The sequence below is a fragment of the Bacillus sp. S14(2024) genome (assembly GCF_050473785.1).
Lineage (GTDB): Bacteria > Bacillota > Bacilli > Bacillales > Bacillaceae_G > Bacillus_A > Bacillus_A yunxiaonensis.
In genome coordinates this window covers 4,540,001-4,561,131 of record NZ_JBFLUP010000006.1, presented here as the reverse complement: position 1 = coordinate 4,561,131, position 21,131 = coordinate 4,540,001, and the positions used below count along the sequence as shown (strand labels likewise).

Below are 21,131 nucleotides of genomic sequence, written 5' to 3'. Positions count from 1 at the left end.
GCAATTTATTTTTTTACTTATGTTTGGAAGCGTTTTCGATTTTGGGAGAAAGAATTGGAAAATTATATTACAGGGAGATGAGGAATTTATGGAACAAAAATCTATGGATACTTTAGCGGCACAAATGGAGGATTTTTTCCCAGTACGTGATGTTGATCATTTAGAATTCTATGTTGGTAATGCAAAACAAACAAGCTATTATCTTGCAAGAGCATTTGGTTTCCGTATAGCCGCATATTCCGGTTTAGAAACAGGAAACCGAGATAAAGTATCTTATGTGCTTGTACAAAAAAATATGCGTTTTGTTGTGTCAGGTGCTTTAAACACGAATAGCCGCATTGCTGAGTTCGTGAAACTGCACGGCGATGGTGTAAAAGATGTGGCACTTCTTGTAGAAGATGTAGAGAAAGCATATGCAGAAGCTGTAAAACGCGGTGCAGTTGCGATTGCTCCGCCGGAAGTGCTATCTGATGAACACGGAACAATTAAAAAGGCAGTTATTGGCACATATGGTGATGCAATTCACACGCTTGTAGAACGTAAAAATTATAAAGGTACGTTTATGCCAGGATATGAACCACTAGAATCTACTATTCCTTTTGAAGAAACAGGACTAATTGCTGTTGACCATGTTGTGGGTAATGTTGAAAAAATGGAAGAATGGGTAAGTTATTATGAAAATGTAATGGGCTTTAAACAAATGATTCATTTTGATGATGATGATATTAGTACGGAATATTCTGCTTTAATGTCGAAAGTAATGACAAACGGAAGTCGTATTAAGTTTCCAATCAATGAACCAGCAGAAGGAAAAAGAAAGTCACAAATCCAAGAGTATTTAGAGTTCTATAACGGGGCGGGTGTACAGCATCTTGCATTATTAACAAATGATATTGTAAAAACTGTTTCTGCACTTCGTGCAAACGGTGTGGAATTTTTAGATACGCCAGATACGTATTATGAAGAATTAACAGCACGTGTTGGTCAAATTGATGAGGAAATTGAAAAATTAAAAGAGCTGAAAGTCCTTGTGGATCGTGATGAGGAAGGTTACTTATTACAAATTTTCACAAAACCAATTGTGGATCGTCCAACCTTATTTATTGAGATTATTCAACGTAAAGGATCAAGGGGATTTGGTGAAGGAAACTTTAAAGCATTATTTGAATCAATTGAAAGAGAACAGGCGCGTCGAGGAAATCTATAAAGTGAAACTTAGTGATTTCAAGTTGATGGCTAGTTGAATCAAACGGACTCGTACTGAGATCTATCTTCTTTGACTTGTCAGGAAATAGATAGGTATTATGCTGTCCGTTAGAGCGGGATAAAGTGAAACTTCCTTCTGGGAGCATTTTTTCCCAGAAGGTTAGTTGAACCAATCGGGCTCTTACAGGCGGTTTTTCTTCATGACATATCTCCCACATACTGCCTGTTAGAGCGGGATAACGGTTAGGAGAGATACTCCTTCCGCCCGCGGTTTTACTTTCAAAGCGAGGAGAGAAAACGATGAAGTTTATTACATTTCGTCTTCCTTCACAAGAAATGAGAGCCGGTTGGCTTGAAGGTGACAAGGTTATTGATATGCATATAGCAAGTGGAGGGATACTTCCCTCTACAATGATTTCTTTTTTAGAGAAATCAGATGAATATATGGAAATAATTCGTAAGATGGGCACACCAACGAGTGGTGTTTATCATATTACGGATGTACAGCTTTGTGCGCCTTTACCAAATCCAGGGAGTATTCGTGATTTTTATGCTTTTGAGCAACATGTAAAAACAGCGCGTGGCCGCCGCGGTTTAGATGTTGTTCCAGAATGGTATGATATTCCGGTTTTTTATTTTACAAATCATCGTGCTGTTATTGGGCCGGAAGAAGCTATTTTGTGCCCGAGCGCAACAAAGAAACTTGACTATGAGTTAGAGATTGCATGTGTCATTGGTAAAGAGGGTAAAAATATCTCGCGTGAACAAGCTCATGAATATATTTTTGGCTACTGTATTATGAATGATTGGAGCGCTAGAGATTTACAAGCGCATGAAATGAAGGTTGGACTTGGACCAGCAAAAGGAAAAGACTTTGCTACTTCACTTGGGCCGTATATTGTGACGAAAGATGAATTAGACGTATATCAAAGCGATGATCGTTACAATTTAGAAATGACAGCTCATGTTAATGGAGAACAATGGTCAAAAGGTAATTTTCAAGATATCTATTATACGTTTGCTGAAATGATTGAAAGAGCATCTCAAGATGTTACGTTGTACCCAGGGGATATACTTGGTTCTGGTACGGTTGGAAGCGGCTGTATTTTAGAGCTGGGAACAGAGAAATGGCTTAAAGCTGGTGATGTGGTAGAGTTAAAGATTACTAGCTTAGGAACATTGCGTAATACGGTAAAAGCAGAAAAGAAAGCGGGGGATGAGCATGTATTATCGTCGCATGGGGGAACTTCCTCGTAAACGACATGTACAATTTCGTAAACAAGACGGGTCGCTTTATCGTGAGCAAGTAATGGGGACGAAAGGTTTTTCTGGTACGCAATCTATTTTGTATCATCATTACATGCCAACTGAAGTCGGTCATGCTTCTTTAGCTGAATCTTGTCATTTGCAGTATGAAGAAGACGTGGCGTTAGCGCATCGTCATTTTCGTACGAAAGAATATAGAAAAACAGGAGATGCCGTGAACGGAAGGAATTTTCTATTAGGAAATGAAGATCTACTAATCGGGGTTGTCAATCCGACGGAGAAAATGGACTATTTTTATCGCAATGGCGATGGAGATGAAATGCTATTTGTTCATTATGGATCTGGGAAAATTGAGACGATGTTCGGTACGATTCATTATCGAAAAGGAGATTATATTATCATTCCAATCGGTACGATTTACCGTGTAATTCCTGAAGCTGGAGAATCGAAATTCCTCGTTGTTGAAGCAAATAGCCAAATTACTACACCGCGTAATTATCGTAATGAGTATGGACAATTATTAGAACATAGTCCATTTTGTGAGCGTGATATTCGTGGACCAGAAATGTTAGAAACGCATGATGAAAAAGGTGACTTTGTTGTGATGACAAAGTCTAGAGGCTATATGCATAAGCATGTTTTGCAGCATCATCCGTTAGATGTTGTTGGCTGGGATGGTCATTTATATCCATGGGTATTTAATATTGAGGATTTTGAACCTATTACAGGGCGTATTCATCAGCCACCGCCAGTACACCAAACATTTGAGGGACATAACTTTGTCGTTTGTTCATTCGTTCCGCGTCTATATGATTATCATCCAGAAGCAATTCCGGCACCGTATTATCATAGTAATGTAAATAGTGATGAGGTCCTTTATTATGTAGAAGGCAATTTTATGAGCAGAAAAGGTGTGGAGGAAGGTTCTATTACGCTTCATCCAAGCGGTATTCCACATGGACCGCATCCTGGGAAAACAGAAGCTAGTCTTGGTAAAAAAGAAACAATTGAACTAGCGGTTATGATTGACACATTCCGTCCGCTGCGTGTGATAAAACATGCACATGAGATGGAAGATGGACAGTATATGTATAGTTGGCTAGAACGAGGCTCATATACTGTATAAACAAAACAAGCACGCCCATTTATGAGCGTGCTTGTTCTAATAAAAGAATCGACATTATATAAAATACCAAAAATATTTATAAAATGATATAAAAATATAACTATAGGATCCTCTTACTTCTATTTTACTATAACGATTAGTATGGTAACTTACCGCAATCTGTTTCGTGCAAAATTTTTATTTTATGTAAAAATATGATTTTTCCATTAAATTCGACAGAAGTTATTGACGAAAAAAGATGTAATAAGTACAATAAAAATAAATATTAAAATTTTCAGAAAATTATAAAATGTTGAGGTGCAGAGAATGAAGCAAATCTTTCAAAAAAAGCCACTGACACAACTGTTAAAAGAAGGAAGTGAGAAAAAGTTAAATAGAACATTAGGGGCATTAGACTTAACTCTGTTAGGAGTAGGGGCAATTGTCGGAACAGGGATCTTCGTGCTGACAGGGGTAGTTGCTGCGAAACATTCTGGGCCTGCCGTTATTTTATCATTTGCATTAGCTGCACTAGCTTGTGCCTTTGCTGCCTTTTGTTATGCTGAATTTGCTTCCAGTGTACCGGTATCTGGTAGTGTGTATACGTATACATATGCAACGATGGGAGAAGTATTTGCCTTTTTAATTGGATGGGATTTAATGCTTGAATACTTATTAGCGACATCAGCTGTTGCTAATGGATGGTCAGCTTATTTTCAATCTTTATTAAATGGATTTGGAATTCATATTCCAACGATTTTAGCTTCTGCTCCGGGGGCAGGAAAAGGTGGGATTATTGATTTACCAGCTGTTCTTATTATTTTAATTATGACTATTCTTTTATCACGAGGTGTTCGTGAAAGTGCCCGCGTAAATAACATTATGGTATTCATTAAATTAGCCGTTGTACTATTATTCATCTTCGCTGGGTTTAAATACGTAAAACCAGAAAACTGGACACCGTTTATGCCGTTTGGTTTTAATGGTGTAATGGTAGGCGCAGCGACAGTATTCTTTGCTTTTATTGGTTTTGATGCTGTTTCAACAGCAGCGGAGGAAGTGAAACGCCCGCAGCGTGATTTACCGATCGGTATTATCGCATCGCTATTAATTTGTACGGTTTTATATATTGCTGTTTCTCTTGTTTTGACAGGTATTGTACCGTTTGGGCAATTGGATAGATCAGATCCAGTAGCATTTGCGCTTCAATTTATTGGACAAGATGGTTTGGCTGGTGTTATTTCGGTAGGTGCTATTACAGGGATTACAACCGTTATGTTAGTTATGATGTATGGTCAAGTGCGTGTATCGTATGCAATGAGCCGTGATGGTCTATTACCGAAACGTTTTTCGAAAGTACATCCGACGTTTAAAACGCCATTTTTAAATACGTGGATAACAGGTATTGTAGCAGCTCTTATTTCAGGACTTGTTGATCTAAGCGTGTTGGCTCATCTTGTAAATATCGGAACTCTATCTGCATTCGTACTTGTTGCAATAGCAGTTATTGTAATGCGAAAAACGCATCCGGATTTACCGCGTGCATTTAAAGCACCGCTTGTACCGTTTTTGCCAGCGTTAGCAGTGATTTTTTGTCTATACTTAATGCTTCAATTACCAGCGATTACATGGGAATGTTTTGGTATTTGGTTGGTGATTGGATTTATAGTCTATTTCTTATATAGCAAAAAGCATAGTGCATTAAATAAAGAAAAGGATGATACAAAAACTGTGAATTTATAAGTTAAAAAGCCGTTCTTACAAAAAGAACGGCTTTTTAATTTTGAAAATTTACATTTTTCTAAAATTGACATAAAATGAAAGGTGGGCGATAAAAGGGGTGGAAATGTGAAGAAGACATGGCAAGAGTTAAAGGAAATGGATCGTAATGTTTGGATTCGATTTATTGGAGAAACATTAAACGGAATTGCAATGATGATGTTAATGCCGTTTTTTGCATTATATTTAAAGGATAAAGTGGATTCACTACTAGAAGTGGGAATTATTATGGCGCTGTCCCCTATTGCAGCTAGTTTTGGCTCCCTTATAGGTGGACGAATTGCAGATACTTATGGACGAAAGCCAATTATGATATTTTCAATGGCCAGCAATGCGGTTTTAATGCTTGGTTTTTTATTTATAGATGGCTTTATACCGTATGCCATCCTATCTATTTGTTTAGGGCTTAGTAATTCGTTGTTCCACCCAGCAGCTTCCGCGATGGTAGCGGATGTAACGGAACCTGAAAAGCGAACGGAAGCATATGGTTTACTGCGAATGGGACATAATATTGGAGCAGCAATTGGGCCGATTCTAGGTGCTTCGGTTGCGCTTCTTTCTAAAACTGTTATTTTTATTATCGCATCATCCTCTATGTTATTTTATGCAATGTTAGTTTTGCTACTTATTAAAGAAACGATGCCAAAGGGTGCGGCAAAACAAATGAGTGAGGAAGAAGGAACGAGACAATCTGTATGGAAAGTTGTGCTTCAAGATAAAATTTTGCTAATCTACATATTAACCGGAATTGTTATTTCGATGGGATTTTCGCAAACAGAAGGTATGCTTCCGCTTCATTTTGATAATGAAATGAAAGGGATATTTGGAATGAATAATCCGTTTCCTTATTTAATGGCAGTAAATGGACTTTTGGTGGTTTTGTTTCAATTTCAAATTTCGAAATGGGCGACGGATAAGCCGGTAGGGAAAACGATGCTGTATGGTGCTTGGTTGTTTGGGATAGGTCTTCTTGCCATTGGTTGGCTTCCGAAGTGGTTTGGAGGGGCAGGGACGAATGCTACTGTAATTCTTGTTACATTATTAATTGTATATGCAATTTATACATTAGGAGAAATGGTCATGTCTCCTGTGCAAATGACGTTTGTAGCAAATTTGGCCCCAGAACATTTACGAGGCACATATATGGGAGCGGCCAGCTTACAATGGATTACAGGGAATGCGTTTGGACCTTTACTTGGTGGTATTTTACTTGATCGTTTGTTGGGGCACGTTTTATTTACGATTTTAGGGATTGGATGTGTGGTAGCGGGTCTTGTTTATGTATCATTAGACCGGCTTGTAGAGCAAAGACAAAAAGGTGACGTGGTGAAGCAAACGTCATAGGGTTTTCATCATACACGAATAGGTTCCTTTTTTCATATTATTAGGTATATAACTAGAAAAAATGTTTCGTCAGCCTGGTTATTTTAAATAGGAACTACCTATTTTCGTAAAAAGTGCTACAATAGAAAAATGAAAACAAACGATTAGGGTGATTTCATTATGAAAATTAAATTAGGTTTATTATATGGTGGAAAATCAGCAGAGCATCAAGTTTCTTTACAAACGGCTCTTGCTGTTAGTAAAGCGTTAGATCAAGAAAAATTTGAGGTTCATCCAATTTATATTACCGAGCAAGGACAATGGGTGCGCGGTGAGCGTATTGAAGGTGAAGTAAAAAGCGTTCAAGCGCTGCAATTGAATGGAGAAGAGAATGCAATTTCTCCTGTATCATTAAGTTCAGAAATTATCCCTATGTCAGCTTCTGATAAAAAGAATGCAATCGATGTAATCTTCCCGTTATTACATGGACCGAATGGTGAAGATGGGACAGTGCAAGGCTTGTTAGAACTTATGAATATTCCATATGTAGGGAATGGTGTGTTAGCATCGGCTGCAGGTATGGATAAAGTCATTATGAAAAATATTTTCGCAGAAGCGGGATTGCCACAAGCAAAATATGTTTCGTTTATTCGCAGTGTATGGGAAAAAGATCGCACAACAGCGTATGAAAAAGTTGAAGAAACATTAGGTTATCCGTGTTTTGTAAAACCGGCAAATCTTGGCTCAAGCGTTGGAATTAATAAATGTAAAAATCGTGATGAGTTAGAGAATGCATTTGAAGAAGCGTTCCAATTTGATCGTAAAATTATCGTAGAAGAGAATATTATCGGTCGTGAAGTGGAAATTGGTGTATTAGGAAACGATGAACCGAAATGTTCTGTTGTAGGCGAAATTGTGGCGAAAAAAGAATTCTATGACTATAAATCAAAATACATTGATGGTGATACGGCAATGAATATTCCTGCTGAAATTACGGAAGCGGAATATGAGAAGATTAAAGAGTATGCGATTTGTGCATTTCAATCTTTAGATGGTGCGGGATTAACGCGTGCGGATTTCTTCTTAACGAAAGATGGAGACGTATTTATTAATGAAGTAAATACAATGCCGGGATTCACGCCGTTTAGTATGTTCCCTCTGTTATGGGAAAATACGGGAGTGCCGTATCCAGAGCTTATTCAAGAGCTAGTACGTCTAGCGATTGAGCGTCACGAAGAAAAACAAAAAATCAAATATACAATCTAACAAGAAAGGAGAAGCACTATTCAAATGAATAGTGTTTCTTCCGTATAAGGAGTGTTTTTATGATACAAAGAACATTAAAGCAAATTGAGCAAATGGTATGTGGAACTGGTTTAGCAGAGCAGTGGAATGATGTAGCTATAAAAGGTGTTTCCATTGATACAAGGAAGGTTGAAAAAGGAAACTTATATATTCCAATTCAAGGAGAACGTTTCGATGGTCATGCTTTTGTGGAGAAAGCAAGAGAAGGTGGTGCAGTTGCAACACTTTGGAAGAAAGGTGTAGCGAACCCACCGGCAAATTTACCGGTTATTTTTGTAGAAGATACATTACAAGCGCTGCAAACATTGGCGAAGAGCTATCGCGATCAGTTAAACGTGAAAGTGGTTGGTGTAACAGGAAGTAATGGAAAAACGTCCACGAAAGATATTGTGACAAGCTTACTTGGAGCGAAATTTAAAGTGCAAAAAACAGAAGGGAATTTTAATAACCATATTGGACTTCCTTTGACGATTTTAAGTTTAGAAGAAGATACAGAAATGGCTGTATTAGAGATGGGTATGTCAAGCCGCGGGGAAATTGAATTTTTGTCAAAGCTGGCTCGTCCTGATGCAGCGATTATTACAAATATTGGAGAAGCGCATTTAATGGATTTGGGCTCTCGTGATGGAATTGCAGAGGCGAAGCTAGAAATTGTCACAGGTTTACAGGATACTGGTGTATTTGTTTATAACGGGGATGAACCGTTGTTAACTACACGTGTACCGAGTATGAATTTACAAGCAAAGACAATCACATTTGGTGATGCAAGAGCGAACGATTATCACCCGGTATCTGTAAAAGTAGAAGCGACAGGTACACAATTTACGATGAATCAAGCACAAAATGTAGTATTTTATTTACCCGTTCTTGGGAAGCATAATGTATATAATGCATTAGCATCAATGGCGGTTGCTGAATTTTTCGGCGTAACATGGGAAGAAATGAAACAAGGCTTAATGAATTTGAAAATGACAGGCATGCGTATGGAAGTTTTAAAAACAGATGCAGGATTAACGATTATTAATGATGCATATAACGCAAGCCCGACAGCGATGGAAGCAGCGTTCCATTTAATGAATGAACTAAATGGATTTTCTAAAAAAATTCTTGTACTTGGCGATATGCTAGAACTTGGTGACCAAGAAGTACAATTTCATTATGAAGTTGGAAAATTAATTGATCCAGCTCGTATTGCATATGTATTTACGTACGGTACGCTTGGGGCACAAATGGCAGAAGGTGCAAGAATTAATTTTTCTAGTGAACGCGTAAAAGCTTATGACAATAAAGAAGAACTTGTTAAAGATTTAAAAGAAGTCGTTGATGTGAAAGATGTTGTATTAGTAAAAGCATCTCGTGGAATGAAATTAGAAGAAGTTATTGCGATGATAAAGTGAAGCTTTAATCAGTGGGAGGTTCTTCACCCCCCGCTGATTATCAGCCCTCACCAATCGGGGTTTTACGGGCACACCTAACTTCTTTGCTTTCACCAAATTTTGAGGTGGGAGTATTACTGCCCGTTAATGCGGGATAAAATATAGAAGCGCTTACAAAAAGGGAATGAAAAGTTAGAACAAGGATAGAAAAGTCTATATGCAAAATAAGGGAAGAGTTGGGTTTGCTTTTTGCACATACAAAACTTATAATTGATAGGGTGTAATAACGTTGTAGAGTATTTTTGTGATAAATGTAGGCCCGTTTATATACGTGAACATAAGGGAAAGGGCATTTTCCGCAAACACGGAAAATGTCTTTTTTGAATGGATAGTTAGGATAAATACTCCCGCCACTTAAAGTTATAATTGTTTGAAGTGGGGGTTTCTAGCGTGCGCTCGGCGCTTGGCGTTAGTGGAGTTGGGATTGACTTCCGCCTAACCCCTCTGTCCTGTCGATAAAATTTTTGGGGACTACTTTTGTCTAGCTTTACGTTTGAATGTTTGGAGCGCTGCATATTGTTGTTGCGACTTTCTACATTCAGTTTTCAAAAGCTAGTTTTTATTATAATTGTCAGGCAATTTTTCGTTAATGACGTATTTTGTCTGAAGAAGACTTAGCCCAACCTTACTTGTATATCCTGTGAATATTAAAAGAAGGAATAATCTGGGCTATTTTAGATAGAAAAGGAGAAGTAACATTGACAACATTTCGAGAATTAGGATTAAGCAGTTCTTTGCTAAAGTCTGTTGAAAGCATGGGATTTGAAGAGGCAACACCAATTCAGGCAGAAACAATTCCAGTAGCCTTACAAGGTGACGACATCATTGGTCAAGCTCAAACAGGTACAGGAAAAACAGCTGCATTTGGATTACCATTATTAGAAAAAGTAAATACAAATCAAGATACTGTTCAAGGTATCGTTATCGCGCCAACTCGTGAGTTAGCAATTCAAGTAGGTGAAGAGCTATACAAAATTGGTCAGCATAAGCGCGTTCGCATTTTACCAATCTATGGCGGTCAAGATATTAACCGTCAAATCCGTGCGTTGAAAAAAGGTCCACACATTATCGTGGGTACGCCAGGACGTATTTTAGATCATATTAAACGTAAAACACTTCGTCTGCAAAACGTAGAGACAGTTGTTCTTGACGAAGCAGATGAAATGTTAAACATGGGCTTCATTGAAGATATTGAAGCAATTTTAACGGATGTGCCTGAAACACACCAAACATTATTATTCTCAGCAACAATGCCAGACCCAATCCGTCGCATTGCTGAACGCTTCATGAGCGAGCCTAAACATATTAAGGTTAAAGCTAAAGAAGTAACAATGCCAAACATTCAGCAGTTCTATGTAGAAGTGCAAGAGAAAAAGAAATTTGACGTGTTAACACGCTTATTAGATATTCAATCTCCAGAGCTTGCAATCGTGTTCGGTCGTACAAAACGTCGCGTTGACGAATTATCAGAAGCATTAAACTTACGTGGTTATGCAGCAGAAGGCATTCATGGTGATTTAACTCAAGCGAAGCGTCTGTCTGTATTACGTAAATTTAAAGAAGGTTCAATCGAAGTTCTTGTTGCAACAGATGTAGCAGCGCGTGGTCTTGATATTTCAGGTGTAACGCATGTATATAACTTCGATATTCCACAAGATCCAGAATCATACGTACACCGCATTGGTCGTACGGGCCGTGCAGGTAAAACAGGTCTTGCGATGCTGTTTGTAACACCGCGTGAAACGGGTCAATTAAAAAATATTGAACGTACAACAAAACGTAAAATGGACCGTATGAATCCACCAACGTTAGATGAAGCTTTAGAAGGACAACAACGTTTAATCGCTGAAAAACTTCAAAGCACGATCGAAAGTGAAAACTTATCATACTACAAACGTATTGCAGAAGAGCTGTTAGAAGAGCATGATTCTGTAGCGGTTGTAGCAGCTGCTTTAAAAATGATGACAAAAGAGCCGGATGCAACGCCAGTTTCTTTAACATCAGAACCACCTGTAGTTTCCAAAGATCGTTCTAGAAAGAGAAATGGTAACGGAAGTGGAAGTGGAAGAGGTGGATACCGCGATGGTAACCGTAATCGTGAAGGCGGTCGTAATCGCGATGGTAACCGCAATCGTGGAGGTCGTAAAGGAGAAGGTCAAGGACGTGAAGGTCGTGAAGGTCGTTCTGGAGCTCCTAGAGGACGCAGTGGCGAAAGAAAGCACACAAGCCGTAAGCCACAAGCTTAATTAAATTCATAGAAGAGAGACAGTCTTTTTCATAAAGGCTGTCTTTTTTGTTTTTTTAGTTGGGTATACTACATAGAAACTTGTATTGGAAAAGAGGAAATGGAATGCTTGTAAAGCTTGGATATGTTGCGATGAGTGTCCATTTAAAGAATGCGTCTCCTTCGCAAACAATGACGTATGCACAGTTTCAACGAATACAGGACCGGGACGCGGCAATTAAAAAATTAGAAAGGATTTCTAATTCTAATTTAGAGAATTGTCTTCGGTTGTTAAAACATAATTATGGACATGATATCTCGTTTTTTCGTTTAAGTTCGAAGTTAATTCCTTTGGCGAATCATGAGGCGTTGTTAGAATGGGATTATATAAAGCCGTTAAGAGAAAATTTAAAACGGCTTGGAGAGTATGTGAAACGCCAAGAAATGCGAATTGACTTTCATCCTGATCATTTTGTTGTGTTAAATTCATTACATCCTCCGATTTTAAAGCAATCCATTAAAACATTGCAGATGCATGGAAAGTTGCTCAAAGGAATGGGGATTGATAGAACGCATCGTTGTGTTTTGCATGTTGGGGGAGCTTATGAGAATAAAGAGAAAGCGTTAGAACAATTTATTGAAAATTGGTCTCTTGTTCCAGTGGGGATTCAAAAGATGGTTATGTTAGAAAATGATGATACAACATTTTCTTTAAAAGAAGTGCTGTATTTAGGTGAAAAACTTGGAATCCCAGTAGTTTTTGATTTGCATCATCATATGGTGAATCACGACTTGGAAGAGTGGGTGACGGATTGGGAACGTGTTGTGCGAACGTGGGAGCAATCTCCATTGCCGATTAAAATGCATATTTCTAGTCCAAGGGAAGGAAATAATCCAAGAGCACATGCGGATTTTATTAATCCCGATCAATTTTTTTCTTTTTTGCACCATATAAAAGATAGTGTCTCAGAAGTACATTGTATGATAGAGGCAAAACAAAAAGACGAGGCACTCTTTCAGTTGATGAGAGATATGAAAGATAAGGCTGAGATAGAGATAGTAGATGGTGCAAGCTTTTTTGTAAAGTAAGCTATGCACCATCTATTTTTTTATGAGTAATGGTCCTAAACAGGCGCCTGTGAGCAATCCAACGAGATGGCTAATTAAGTTTGTTGTTTTATCGAGAAATGTAAACGCTAGGAGAATGGATAAAATAACAACAAAGAGAAGAGCTTCTTTTTTTCTAGTAGGGTAATATTGCATATAGAATATATAAAGCTGTAGACCTAATAATCCAAAAATAGCACCTGAAGCTCCTGTATGATTATACTGGAGTGGAAGTATAAAGTAAGAGATGATATTTCCGGTGACTCCGGATATAAGAAATGCAAGTGAAAATCGAATACTACGCAGTTGGTTTTCTAATGAAATCCCGAGTGCTAAGCAGCAAATACTATTGGATAGAAAATGAGAAAATGTTGTATGGATAAATAATGAAGAAATAATTCGCCACCATTCCCCTGCAGCGATACACTCATTACAAGCGATTCCAATCGATAGTACCTTATTCCCTGATAATAGTAAAACAAGTTGTATGAAAAGTAATGCAGTAGTAATCGGAGGAAAAGAAGTTAATGAGTATTTTAATGGAGTATTCATATTCCCACTCCTTTTGCTGTTAACGGATTGTCTGTTATTCTTACAATATGAAAATGAGAAAGAAAATAGAAGGAAGGAATCTAAGGATATGATTGTAGGGATTGGAATCGATATTATTGAAATTGAAAGAATTGAGAAGATGATAGAAGGGCAACCAAAATTTATAGAGCGTATTTTAACAGAAAAAGAGCGCCAAGTAGCATGTTCGTTAAAAGGAAAGAGACGTAGTGAATTTGTTGCAGGACGCTTTGCGGCAAAAGAAGCATATTCGAAAGCGCTTGGTACTGGAATAGGAAAAGAGGTTAGTTTTTTACATATTGAAATCACAAATGATGAAAGAGGAAAACCTGTTTTACTTGCAAATACAAATTATACTATCCATCTTTCGATTAGCCATAGCCGAGAGTTTGCGGTGGCGCAAGTCATTTTAGAAAGCCCGTCAAGCTAGTCTGCATATTTCCTATATTTGTCTCATATATTTGAGTAGCGTTAAGGAAGAGGTTTTCTTCCACTTACTTATCGAGGCAAAGGGGCTGAACATATGAAAAGGCGGCTAGTTTTGTTTATTGTCGGTTTGTTAACCGTTTTTCTGTTAGCGGGCTGTATGGAGAAGAAGAAGGAAGATGTTGTACAAGATTTAAATGAAAGAGTAAAAGATATGAAAAGCTATCAAGCAGAAGCGAAGCTATCGATTAAAACAGGAAATGAACCGCAAGTATATGATGTTGAAGTTTGGTTTAATAAACCCTCGTATTATCGTGTGAATTTGAAAAATGCAAAAAAAGATCAAAGCCAGATTATTTTACGAAATGATGAAGGTGTATTCGTTCTTACCCCGTCTTTAAATAAAAGTTTTCGTTTTCAAAGTGATTGGCCGCAAAATAGCAGCCAAGCATATTTATATGAATCGCTTGTAAAGGATATTTTGAACGATAAGGATCGTTCATTTAAGAAAACAGACAAATATTATGTGTTTGAAACGAAAACAAACTATCATCATCAAAATATGTTGCCAAGGCAACAAATTACATTTAATAAAAAAGATTTAGCACCTGTTTCGGTGAAATTGATGGACAATGATCAAAACGTTCTTGTGCAAGTAGATTTTTCTAAAGTAAAGTTTGATGCAAAATTTGATAAAGGTGCGTTTGATACGAAGCAAAATATGTCTAGAGCGCAAGTGGATGTACAAACGACAGCAAAAGAAGAGAAGCCGTTTGCTGTGTTATATCCAAGTGACACGCCACAAGGTATGACTTTAAAAGAAGAGAAAGAATTTAAGACAGACAGTGGTAAGCGTGATATTCTTACGTACACTGGCAATAAAAAGAGTTTTACATTAATACAAGAAAAAGCGAAGGTAGCGCCAACTATTGCACTACAAAATATGAGCGGGGAACCTGTTGATCTAGGTTTCGCAATTGGTGCATTAACAAAAGATTCTGTTACATGGTCACATAATGGAGTCGAGTATATGCTTGTATCAAAAGGTTTGAAACAAGATGAGTTGTTAATGGTAGCGCGTTCTGTGACTCAAAAACAAGTGAAGTAAACGACTAAGACGTGGTGGCTACAGTGTACACCACGTTTTTTATCCCGCTATTTGCGGGCAGTAATACTTCCACCGCAAAGTTCGATGAAGCATTGTCTAGCTCCAGTGTCTAGAATGTTCGGTGGCTTCGCTTCTTCCTACGAGGTAAAAAACACCTCTACGTCAGAAGCTCCATCCCCCTCACATTCTGAACGAGCCACTTCCGCTTTTCTGCAGAAGACGGGTGGAAGATAACTGCGGGCATGCACCCGATTGGTGAGAGCTTTCCACCAGTGGGGGATGAAGAAAATCCTCGCTGATGGAAGTTTCACATTGTCACGATTTAATAAATGGTATTTTGATGTGTAAAATTTGTTGATGAGGGTGACGTGTAATCTGATGGAATAATGGGAAGAAAAAAAGTGAATATAAAAGAATAAGCTTTGCATATCGTATAAAGGAAGTGTTTTTTCTAGATGGAAAAATCGCCATTTTATCGTGATACGTGGGTAGAGATAAACTTAGATGCGATTTATGATAATTTGACTCGTATTAAATCCATTATTCCAAAAAATGTGGAAATTTTTGCTGTTGTGAAAGCAAATGCATATGGCCATGGATCAGTGCAAGTTGCAAATGCAGCGTTAGCAGCAGGGGCCACAAGACTAGCTGTTGCATTCTTGGATGAAGCTCTTGTTTTAAGAAGAGCTGGAATTAAATCGCCTATTTTAGTATTAGGTCCTTCACGCCCAGCAGACGTTAATGAGGCAGCGGAGAATGACGTTACATTAACTGTGTTTCAAAAAGAGTGGCTAGAAAAAGCGAAAAAGGTTTGGAATTCTTCTTGTTTATTTCATTTTCACCTTAGTTTCGATAGCGGAATGGGTAGAATTGGAATTCGTGAAAAAGATGAATTGAAAGAGTTTCTAAAGAGTTTACAAGATGCCCCTTTTTTTAAGCTAGAAGGAGTTTACACTCATTTTTCAACAGCCGATAAAGTGGAGACGGCCTACTTTGATAAACAGTATAATATGTTTTTAGAACAAATAAGTTGGCTAAAAGAATTTGGATTGACCCCAAAACTTATTCATACAGCTAATAGTGCGGCAACTTTACGTTTTCAAAGTGTTACTTTTAACGCTGTCAGAATAGGGATTGCAATGTATGGATTGACCCCATCTATACAAATCCACCCTTTTTTATCGATTAAGCTTACTCCTGCGTTATCTTGGCATACAACTGTTGTGCATATGAAACAGGTAACAAAAGGTGCTGGAATTAGTTATAGCGTTACTTATCAAACGAAAACAGAAGAATGGATCGCCACATTGCCTGTTGGATATGCTGACGGTTGGTTACGTAGGTTACAGGATTTCAAAGTACTTGTAAATGGTATAAGGGTGCCGATTGTAGGCAGGATTACAATGGATATGCTAATGATTCGTGTGCCATATGAAGTGCCGCTTGGAACAAGAGTCACTCTAATTGGAAGACAAAATGATGAGCATATTAGTGCTACTGAGGTTGCGGAGTATTTAGAGACAATTAACTATGAGATTATTGCAACAATCAGTTTTCGTGTTCCGCGTGTATATGTGAAAAATGGAAAAATTGTAGAGGTTGTAAATTATTTAAATGACATATAAGATGAGACTTTCGTAGTTCAAGTGTACCCTTATAATAGGGTGGGTATGTTCCTTTATGACAAGCTGAGAAACTCAATTTGGAAGAAGAACATAGAAAAGTCCAAGGAAATGAATGTTTTATTTCCAAATTGGAAAACATAAAACAAGAAATCAGGAAGTCTTTGCAACAGGCTTCATACAATGTTATTATTACAATAGGTGTCATATATATATGTGTGTGTAGTTGACGGTGGAGGTGTATTTTTGTGTCCGAATCAAGTGTAACTACTGAAATCGTTGTTCGGTTGCCAAAACAAGTGGTAACAGAATTAGACGGACTTGGAAAACAAGAGAATAAGAATCGCCATGAGCTTATTTGTCAGGCAACACAATTGCTATTGCGCCAACATAAAACAAAGAAGCGCTACCAGCATGAATCAATGCGACGTGGGTACATTGAAATGGGAAAAATTAATCTTGGTATTGCATCTGAAGCTTTCTTAGCGGAGTATGAAGCAGCTCATACAGTAGAACGCTTAGTTAGCGGGGGGTAATCCTTTGATTGTAAAACGCGGCGACGTGTATTTTGCAGACCTTTCCCCAGTTGTTGGTTCTGAGCAAGGAGGCGTTCGTCCGGTTTTGGTCATTCAAAATGACATTGGGAATCGTTTTAGTCCTACTGTGATTGTGGCGGCCATTACTGCGCAGATCCAGAAAGCAAAATTGCCTACTCATGTGGAGATTGATGCAAAAAAGTATGGATTTGAGAGAGATTCTGTTATCTTGCTCGAGCAGATTCGAACAATCGATAAGCAGCGCTTAACGGACAAAATCACTCAGTTAGACGATTTGATGATGAATCGTGTAGATGAAGCTCTGCAAATTAGTTTAGGACTGATAGATTTTTAGTTCAACATTGAAGTTGCTCTCTTTTAAGAGCAACTTTTTTTATTATTAAGGAGGTTTTGTTGCAAATGGAAATGGTAGATGACCGCCAAGGATTAATGAAAATGTTAGCGAAAGAATTGAATTTTTCAGAGAAGCAAGTACGTCATGTTATTCAGCTAACGGAGGAAGGTAATACAGTTCCATTTATTGCTCGTTATCGGAAAGAATGGACAAACTCATTAGATGAAGTACAAATTCGTTCGATTTTAGAAAGATGGCAGTATATCACTCAGCTTGAAAATCGTAAAGAAGAAGTATTGCGTTTGATTCAAGAAAAGGGAAAACTTACAGAAGAGTTGCGTCGTAACATTGTATCTGCAACAAAACTACAAGAAGTAGAAGATCTATATCGTCCGTATAAAGAAAAACGAAGAACAAAAGCAACAATTGCAAAAGAGAAAGGGTTAGAACCTTTAGCAGATTGGTTATTAACGTTTGCGAAGGATGATGCGTTGGAAAGAGCAAAAGTATTCGTAAATGAAGAAAAAGAGGTTCATTCACCAGAAGAAGCGTTACAAGGTGCAAAAGATATTATCGCAGAATACGTGTCTGACGAAGCATCTTATCGCAGTTGGATTCGGAATACTACTTTTAGAAAAGGAACCATTTCAGCAGTTGTAAAAGATGAAGAAAAAGATGAAAAGAATGTATACGAAATGTATTACAGCTATGAAGAGCCGGTACAAAAAGTTGTACCTCATCGTGTATTAGCTATGAATCGCGGTGAAAAAGAAGAAATTTTAAAAGTAGCAATCGTTCCCCCTGTTGAAGAAATTCTTCAGTTTTTACATAAAAAAGTAATTCATAAATCATACGCGCCAAGTACTTCTTATGTACAAGAAGCCATTGAAGATGGTTATAAGCGTTTAATTCAACCGTCTATTGAAAGAGAAATTCGTAAAGAGTTAACAGAGGTAGCGGAAGAACAAGCCATTCATATTTTTTCAGAGAACTTAAGGAATCTATTATTACAACCGCCGATGAAAGGGAAGATTGTATTAGCTGTAGATCCGGCATATCGTACGGGATGTAAACTTGCTGTTGTAGATGATACGGGCAAAGTGCTTCATATCGACGTTATTTATCCGCATCCGCCTGCTCAGAAATATGAAGAAGCGAAAAAGAAATGTATTTCAATTTTAGAAAAGTATGAAGTAGAAGTAATTGCCATCGGAAATGGTACAGCTTCTCGTGAAACGGAAGAATTTGTAGTGGATGTACTACAAGCAGTTACACGTGATGTATTTTACATTATTGTCAATGAAGCTGGTGCGAGTGTATATTCAGCATCAGATTTAGCAAGGGAAGAGTTTCCTGATTTGCAAGTTGAAGAAAGAAGTGCGGTTTCTATTGGAAGACGTTTGCAAGATCCGCTTGCAGAATTAGTAAAGATTGATCCAAAGTCTGTTGGTGTAGGACAATATCAACACGATGTATCACAAAAACAGTTGAATGAATCATTAACATTTGTTGTTGAAACGGCTGTAAACCAAGTTGGGGTAAACGTAAATACTGCTTCTATTTCACTATTACAATATGTTTCCGGCCTATCGAAAACAGTTGCGAAAAACATTGTAAAAAAACGTGAAGAGAGCGGGAAATTTACAAAACGTGCTGAACTGAAAGATATACCACGATTAGGTGCGAAGACATATGAACAATGTATCGGTTTTTTACGTGTTCTAGAAGGTGAGAATCCACTTGATCGAACAAGTATTCATCCGGAGCAATATAAGAATGTAGAACTGTTATTGAAAAGCTTAGGGTTATCTATTACAGATGTTGGACAACCTCATTTGCAGAAGCGTTTAGAAGAAGTAGAAATTCCTTCGTTATCAGAGCAAACAAACATTGGTGAACCGACATTGCGAGATATTATTGATGCGCTTATTCGTCCGGAGCGAGATTTACGTGATGAATTACCGAAGCCGCTTCTTAAAAAAGGTATTTTAAAGCTAGAAGATTTAAAACGAGGCATGGAATTGGAAGGTACGGTTCGTAATGTGGTCGACTTTGGTGCTTTTGTTGATATTGGTGTGAAGCAAGATGGACTAGTTCATATTTCGAAAATGAGTAAGCAGTTTGTAAAGCATCCATTAGATATCGTGTCTGTGGGGCAAATTGTAAAAGTGTGGGTTGATGAAGTTGATATGAAAAAAGGACGCGTCGCTTTATCCATGTTACCAATAGAGTGATGAAGTAAAAGGAATCATTGTGTGGCTCTTTCGATCTACGCTGAGAGTTAACATGAAAAGGGAGTGGAGGGTGTTCCGCTCCCTTTATTTACTAAGGGTATTGCTTTTTTTATAAAAAAACCAACATTCGTTAAGTAGTTTGATTTGATAGCGGTTTTTTTCATAATAAGCACGCCGCATTTGTTTACGAAGCCATGCTGGCATATGAATCCCTCCTTTTACAGAAATGAGGATGGGTATATGTACTATTTAATGTATGCATGAGACAAACAAGACGTGTAGATTTATTTTTATAGGTAGGAGAGATAAGGATGCATGAGATAGATATTCAGAGATTAGTGGAGGAAGTATCGATAAAATATTTCGCGAGACCTTTTTTGCATAAAGCGATATTTAATAAACGTTTACGTACGACAGGTGGACGATATATATTAAGTACTCATAATATAGAACTAAATTATCATTATTATATAGCGTATGGAGAAAAGGAATTAATAGCAGTAATTAAACATGAGCTTTGTCATTATCATTTGCATCTTATGAGGAAAGGGTATCAACATAGGGACAGGGATTTTCGTGAGTTGTTGAATAAGGTAGATGCGCCGCGTTTTTGTAAAAGGATTCCTGATGAGAGGAAAGAGAAAAAACAATACATATATATTTGTTTATCGTGTGGCTTCCAATACATAAGAAGGAGAAGAATAAATACAAATCGCTACGTTTGCGGAAAGTGTAAAGGACGTTTGAAACAGATGAAAAAACACCTTGACAGTTAAAAATCAATCCAGTATATTATAAACATGTCAGCTCACTACAAGATATTGTAAGAAGTGCTTGACTTATAAAATGATTTTTTATAAGATAAAAATTGTCTTTCTTATTCCGCAGTAGCTCAGTGGTAGAGCTATCGGCTGTTAACCGATCGGTCGTAGGTTCGAGTCCTACCTGCGGAGCCATATAATATAGAGAAGTACCCAAGTGGCTCAAGGGGCTCCCCTGCTAAGGGAGTAGATCGCTTACGCGGTGCGAGGGTTCGAATCCCTTCTTCTCTGCCATAATTTTGGCCCGTTGGTCAAGTGGTTAAGACACCGCCCTTTCACGGCGGTAACACGGGTTCGAATCCCGTACGGGTCACCACTTCGGAGGATTAGCTCAGCTGGGAGAGCACCTGCCTTACAAGCAGGGGGTCGGCGGTTCGATCCCGTCATCCTCCACCATATAATTTAAAAAATAAAGGTCCCGTGGTGTAGTGGTTAACATGCCTGCCTGTCACGCAGGAGATCGCCGGTTCGACCCCGGTCGGGACCGCCATTTAAACTTCTAATAGATGGAAGTTGTTTTTTTATTAGAGGGTATGATAAAGTATATTTCTTCACTAAAAAATCTTGTGAAGCGAATTTAAGTGACATCCTCAAAAATGTTAACTTATTCGATTAAATCGATGGGCTATAGCCAAGCGGTAAGGCAACGGACTTTGACTCCGTCATGCGCTGGTTCGAATCCAGCTAGCCCAGCCATTTACGAGCCAT

18 protein-coding genes and 7 tRNA genes (1 of these 25 cut by a window edge) are annotated in these 21,131 nt (G+C 38.0%); 23 read left to right on the top strand and 2 right to left on the bottom strand.

Annotation, left to right across the window (positions count from 1 at the left end):
- The first annotated feature begins 88 nt into the window (after positions 1–88).
- The 9 genes from hppD (at position 89) to uvsE (ending at position 12,733) form a co-directional block, all read left to right on the top strand.
- A complete protein-coding gene (hppD, locus tag AB1279_RS22975; protein WP_429752758.1) occupies positions 89–1,207 on the top strand; it encodes a 4-hydroxyphenylpyruvate dioxygenase in 1,119 nt (372 codons plus the stop codon).
- A gap of 299 nt (positions 1,208–1,506) precedes the next feature.
- Positions 1,507–2,463 (top strand): fumarylacetoacetate hydrolase family protein, encoded by a 957-nt coding sequence (locus tag AB1279_RS22970; protein ID WP_429761125.1) that lies wholly within the window; start codon positions 1,507–1,509, stop codon positions 2,461–2,463.
- Entirely contained in the window at positions 2,423–3,598 is a 1,176-nt protein-coding gene (locus tag AB1279_RS22965) for a homogentisate 1,2-dioxygenase (RefSeq protein ID WP_429752756.1), read from the top strand. The genes AB1279_RS22970 and AB1279_RS22965 overlap by 41 nt, the downstream gene beginning before the upstream one ends.
- A 306-nt stretch (positions 3,599–3,904) precedes the next feature.
- Entirely contained in the window at positions 3,905–5,320 is a 1,416-nt protein-coding gene (locus AB1279_RS22960; protein ID WP_429752755.1) for an amino acid permease, read from the top strand.
- A 105-nt stretch (positions 5,321–5,425) separates the two neighbouring features.
- Positions 5,426–6,700, top strand: a complete 1,275-nt coding sequence (locus AB1279_RS22955) for an MDR family MFS transporter (protein WP_429761123.1) — start codon at positions 5,426–5,428, stop codon at positions 6,698–6,700.
- Between the two features lie 156 nt (positions 6,701–6,856).
- Complete coding sequence (locus AB1279_RS22950) at positions 6,857–7,945, top strand: D-alanine--D-alanine ligase (protein ID WP_429754391.1); 1,089 nt, start codon at positions 6,857–6,859, stop codon at positions 7,943–7,945.
- Positions 7,946–8,004: 59 nt separating this feature from the next.
- Positions 8,005–9,381, top strand: a complete 1,377-nt coding sequence (locus AB1279_RS22945) for a UDP-N-acetylmuramoyl-tripeptide--D-alanyl-D-alanine ligase (RefSeq protein WP_429761121.1) — start codon at positions 8,005–8,007, stop codon at positions 9,379–9,381.
- Positions 9,382–10,118: 737 nt separating this feature from the next.
- Complete coding sequence (locus tag AB1279_RS22940; RefSeq protein ID WP_429761120.1) at positions 10,119–11,666, top strand: DEAD/DEAH box helicase; 1,548 nt, start codon at positions 10,119–10,121, stop codon at positions 11,664–11,666.
- A 104-nt stretch (positions 11,667–11,770) separates the two neighbouring features.
- Complete coding sequence (uvsE, locus tag AB1279_RS22935; RefSeq protein WP_429761119.1) at positions 11,771–12,733, top strand: UV DNA damage repair endonuclease UvsE; 963 nt, start codon at positions 11,771–11,773, stop codon at positions 12,731–12,733.
- A gap of 12 nt (positions 12,734–12,745) precedes the next feature.
- Here uvsE and AB1279_RS22930 read toward each other — a convergent pair whose 3' ends face one another.
- On the bottom strand, positions 12,746–13,303 hold the full coding sequence (locus AB1279_RS22930) for a rhomboid family protein (protein WP_429761118.1): 558 nt from the start codon (positions 13,301–13,303) through the stop codon (positions 12,746–12,748).
- Between the two features lie 88 nt (positions 13,304–13,391).
- On the opposite strand from AB1279_RS22930, the gene acpS reads away from it, so the two are divergent.
- From acpS to AB1279_RS22900, 6 genes are all read left to right on the top strand, one after another.
- Positions 13,392–13,751, top strand: coding sequence for a holo-ACP synthase (acpS, locus tag AB1279_RS22925; RefSeq protein WP_429748335.1), 360 nt, complete (start codon positions 13,392–13,394; stop codon positions 13,749–13,751).
- 156 nt (positions 13,752–13,907) lie between these two features.
- Positions 13,908–14,855 (top strand): LolA family protein, encoded by a 948-nt coding sequence (locus AB1279_RS22920; protein WP_429761549.1) that lies wholly within the window; start codon positions 13,908–13,910, stop codon positions 14,853–14,855.
- A 455-nt stretch (positions 14,856–15,310) separates the two neighbouring features.
- The gene (gene alr / locus AB1279_RS22915; RefSeq protein ID WP_429761117.1) at positions 15,311–16,480 is read left to right on the top strand and encodes an alanine racemase; all 1,170 of its coding nucleotides are present in this window, start codon (positions 15,311–15,313) and stop codon (positions 16,478–16,480) included.
- A gap of 245 nt (positions 16,481–16,725) precedes the next feature.
- Positions 16,726–17,013, top strand: coding sequence for an antitoxin endoai (locus AB1279_RS22910; protein ID WP_272190952.1), 288 nt, complete (start codon positions 16,726–16,728; stop codon positions 17,011–17,013).
- A gap of 4 nt (positions 17,014–17,017) precedes the next feature.
- Complete coding sequence (gene ndoA, locus AB1279_RS22905; protein WP_020063273.1) at positions 17,018–17,368, top strand: type II toxin-antitoxin system endoribonuclease NdoA; 351 nt, start codon at positions 17,018–17,020, stop codon at positions 17,366–17,368.
- A 65-nt stretch (positions 17,369–17,433) separates the two neighbouring features.
- A complete protein-coding gene (locus tag AB1279_RS22900; protein ID WP_429761115.1) occupies positions 17,434–19,602 on the top strand; it encodes a Tex family protein in 2,169 nt (722 codons plus the stop codon).
- Positions 19,603–19,686: 84 nt separating this feature from the next.
- Here the strand turns inward: AB1279_RS22900 and cmpA are convergent, their stop codons facing one another.
- Positions 19,687–19,806: a cortex morphogenetic protein CmpA gene (gene cmpA / locus AB1279_RS22895; RefSeq protein WP_154709412.1), complete on the bottom strand. Its 120-nt coding sequence runs from the start codon at positions 19,804–19,806 to the stop codon at positions 19,687–19,689.
- A gap of 107 nt (positions 19,807–19,913) precedes the next feature.
- Here cmpA and AB1279_RS22890 point away from each other — a divergent pair, with 107 nt between their 5' ends.
- From AB1279_RS22890 to AB1279_RS22855, 8 genes are all read left to right on the top strand, one after another.
- Positions 19,914–20,378: a SprT family protein gene (locus AB1279_RS22890; RefSeq protein ID WP_429761114.1), complete on the top strand. Its 465-nt coding sequence runs from the start codon at positions 19,914–19,916 to the stop codon at positions 20,376–20,378.
- 105 nt (positions 20,379–20,483) lie between these two features.
- Positions 20,484–20,558: transfer RNA gene (locus AB1279_RS22885), tRNA-Asn, on the top strand.
- An 8-nt stretch (positions 20,559–20,566) separates the two neighbouring features.
- Positions 20,567–20,657: transfer RNA gene (locus AB1279_RS22880), tRNA-Ser, on the top strand.
- A gap of 7 nt (positions 20,658–20,664) precedes the next feature.
- Positions 20,665–20,739: transfer RNA gene (locus tag AB1279_RS22875), tRNA-Glu, on the top strand.
- A 4-nt stretch (positions 20,740–20,743) separates the two neighbouring features.
- A tRNA-Val gene (locus tag AB1279_RS22870) sits at positions 20,744–20,819 on the top strand.
- Between the two features lie 18 nt (positions 20,820–20,837).
- Positions 20,838–20,913 (top strand) — tRNA-Asp (locus AB1279_RS22865).
- A gap of 131 nt (positions 20,914–21,044) precedes the next feature.
- Positions 21,045–21,119 (top strand) — tRNA-Gln (locus tag AB1279_RS22860).
- A gap of 5 nt (positions 21,120–21,124) precedes the next feature.
- A tRNA-Lys gene (locus tag AB1279_RS22855) sits at positions 21,125–21,131 on the top strand (it continues 69 nt past the right edge of the window).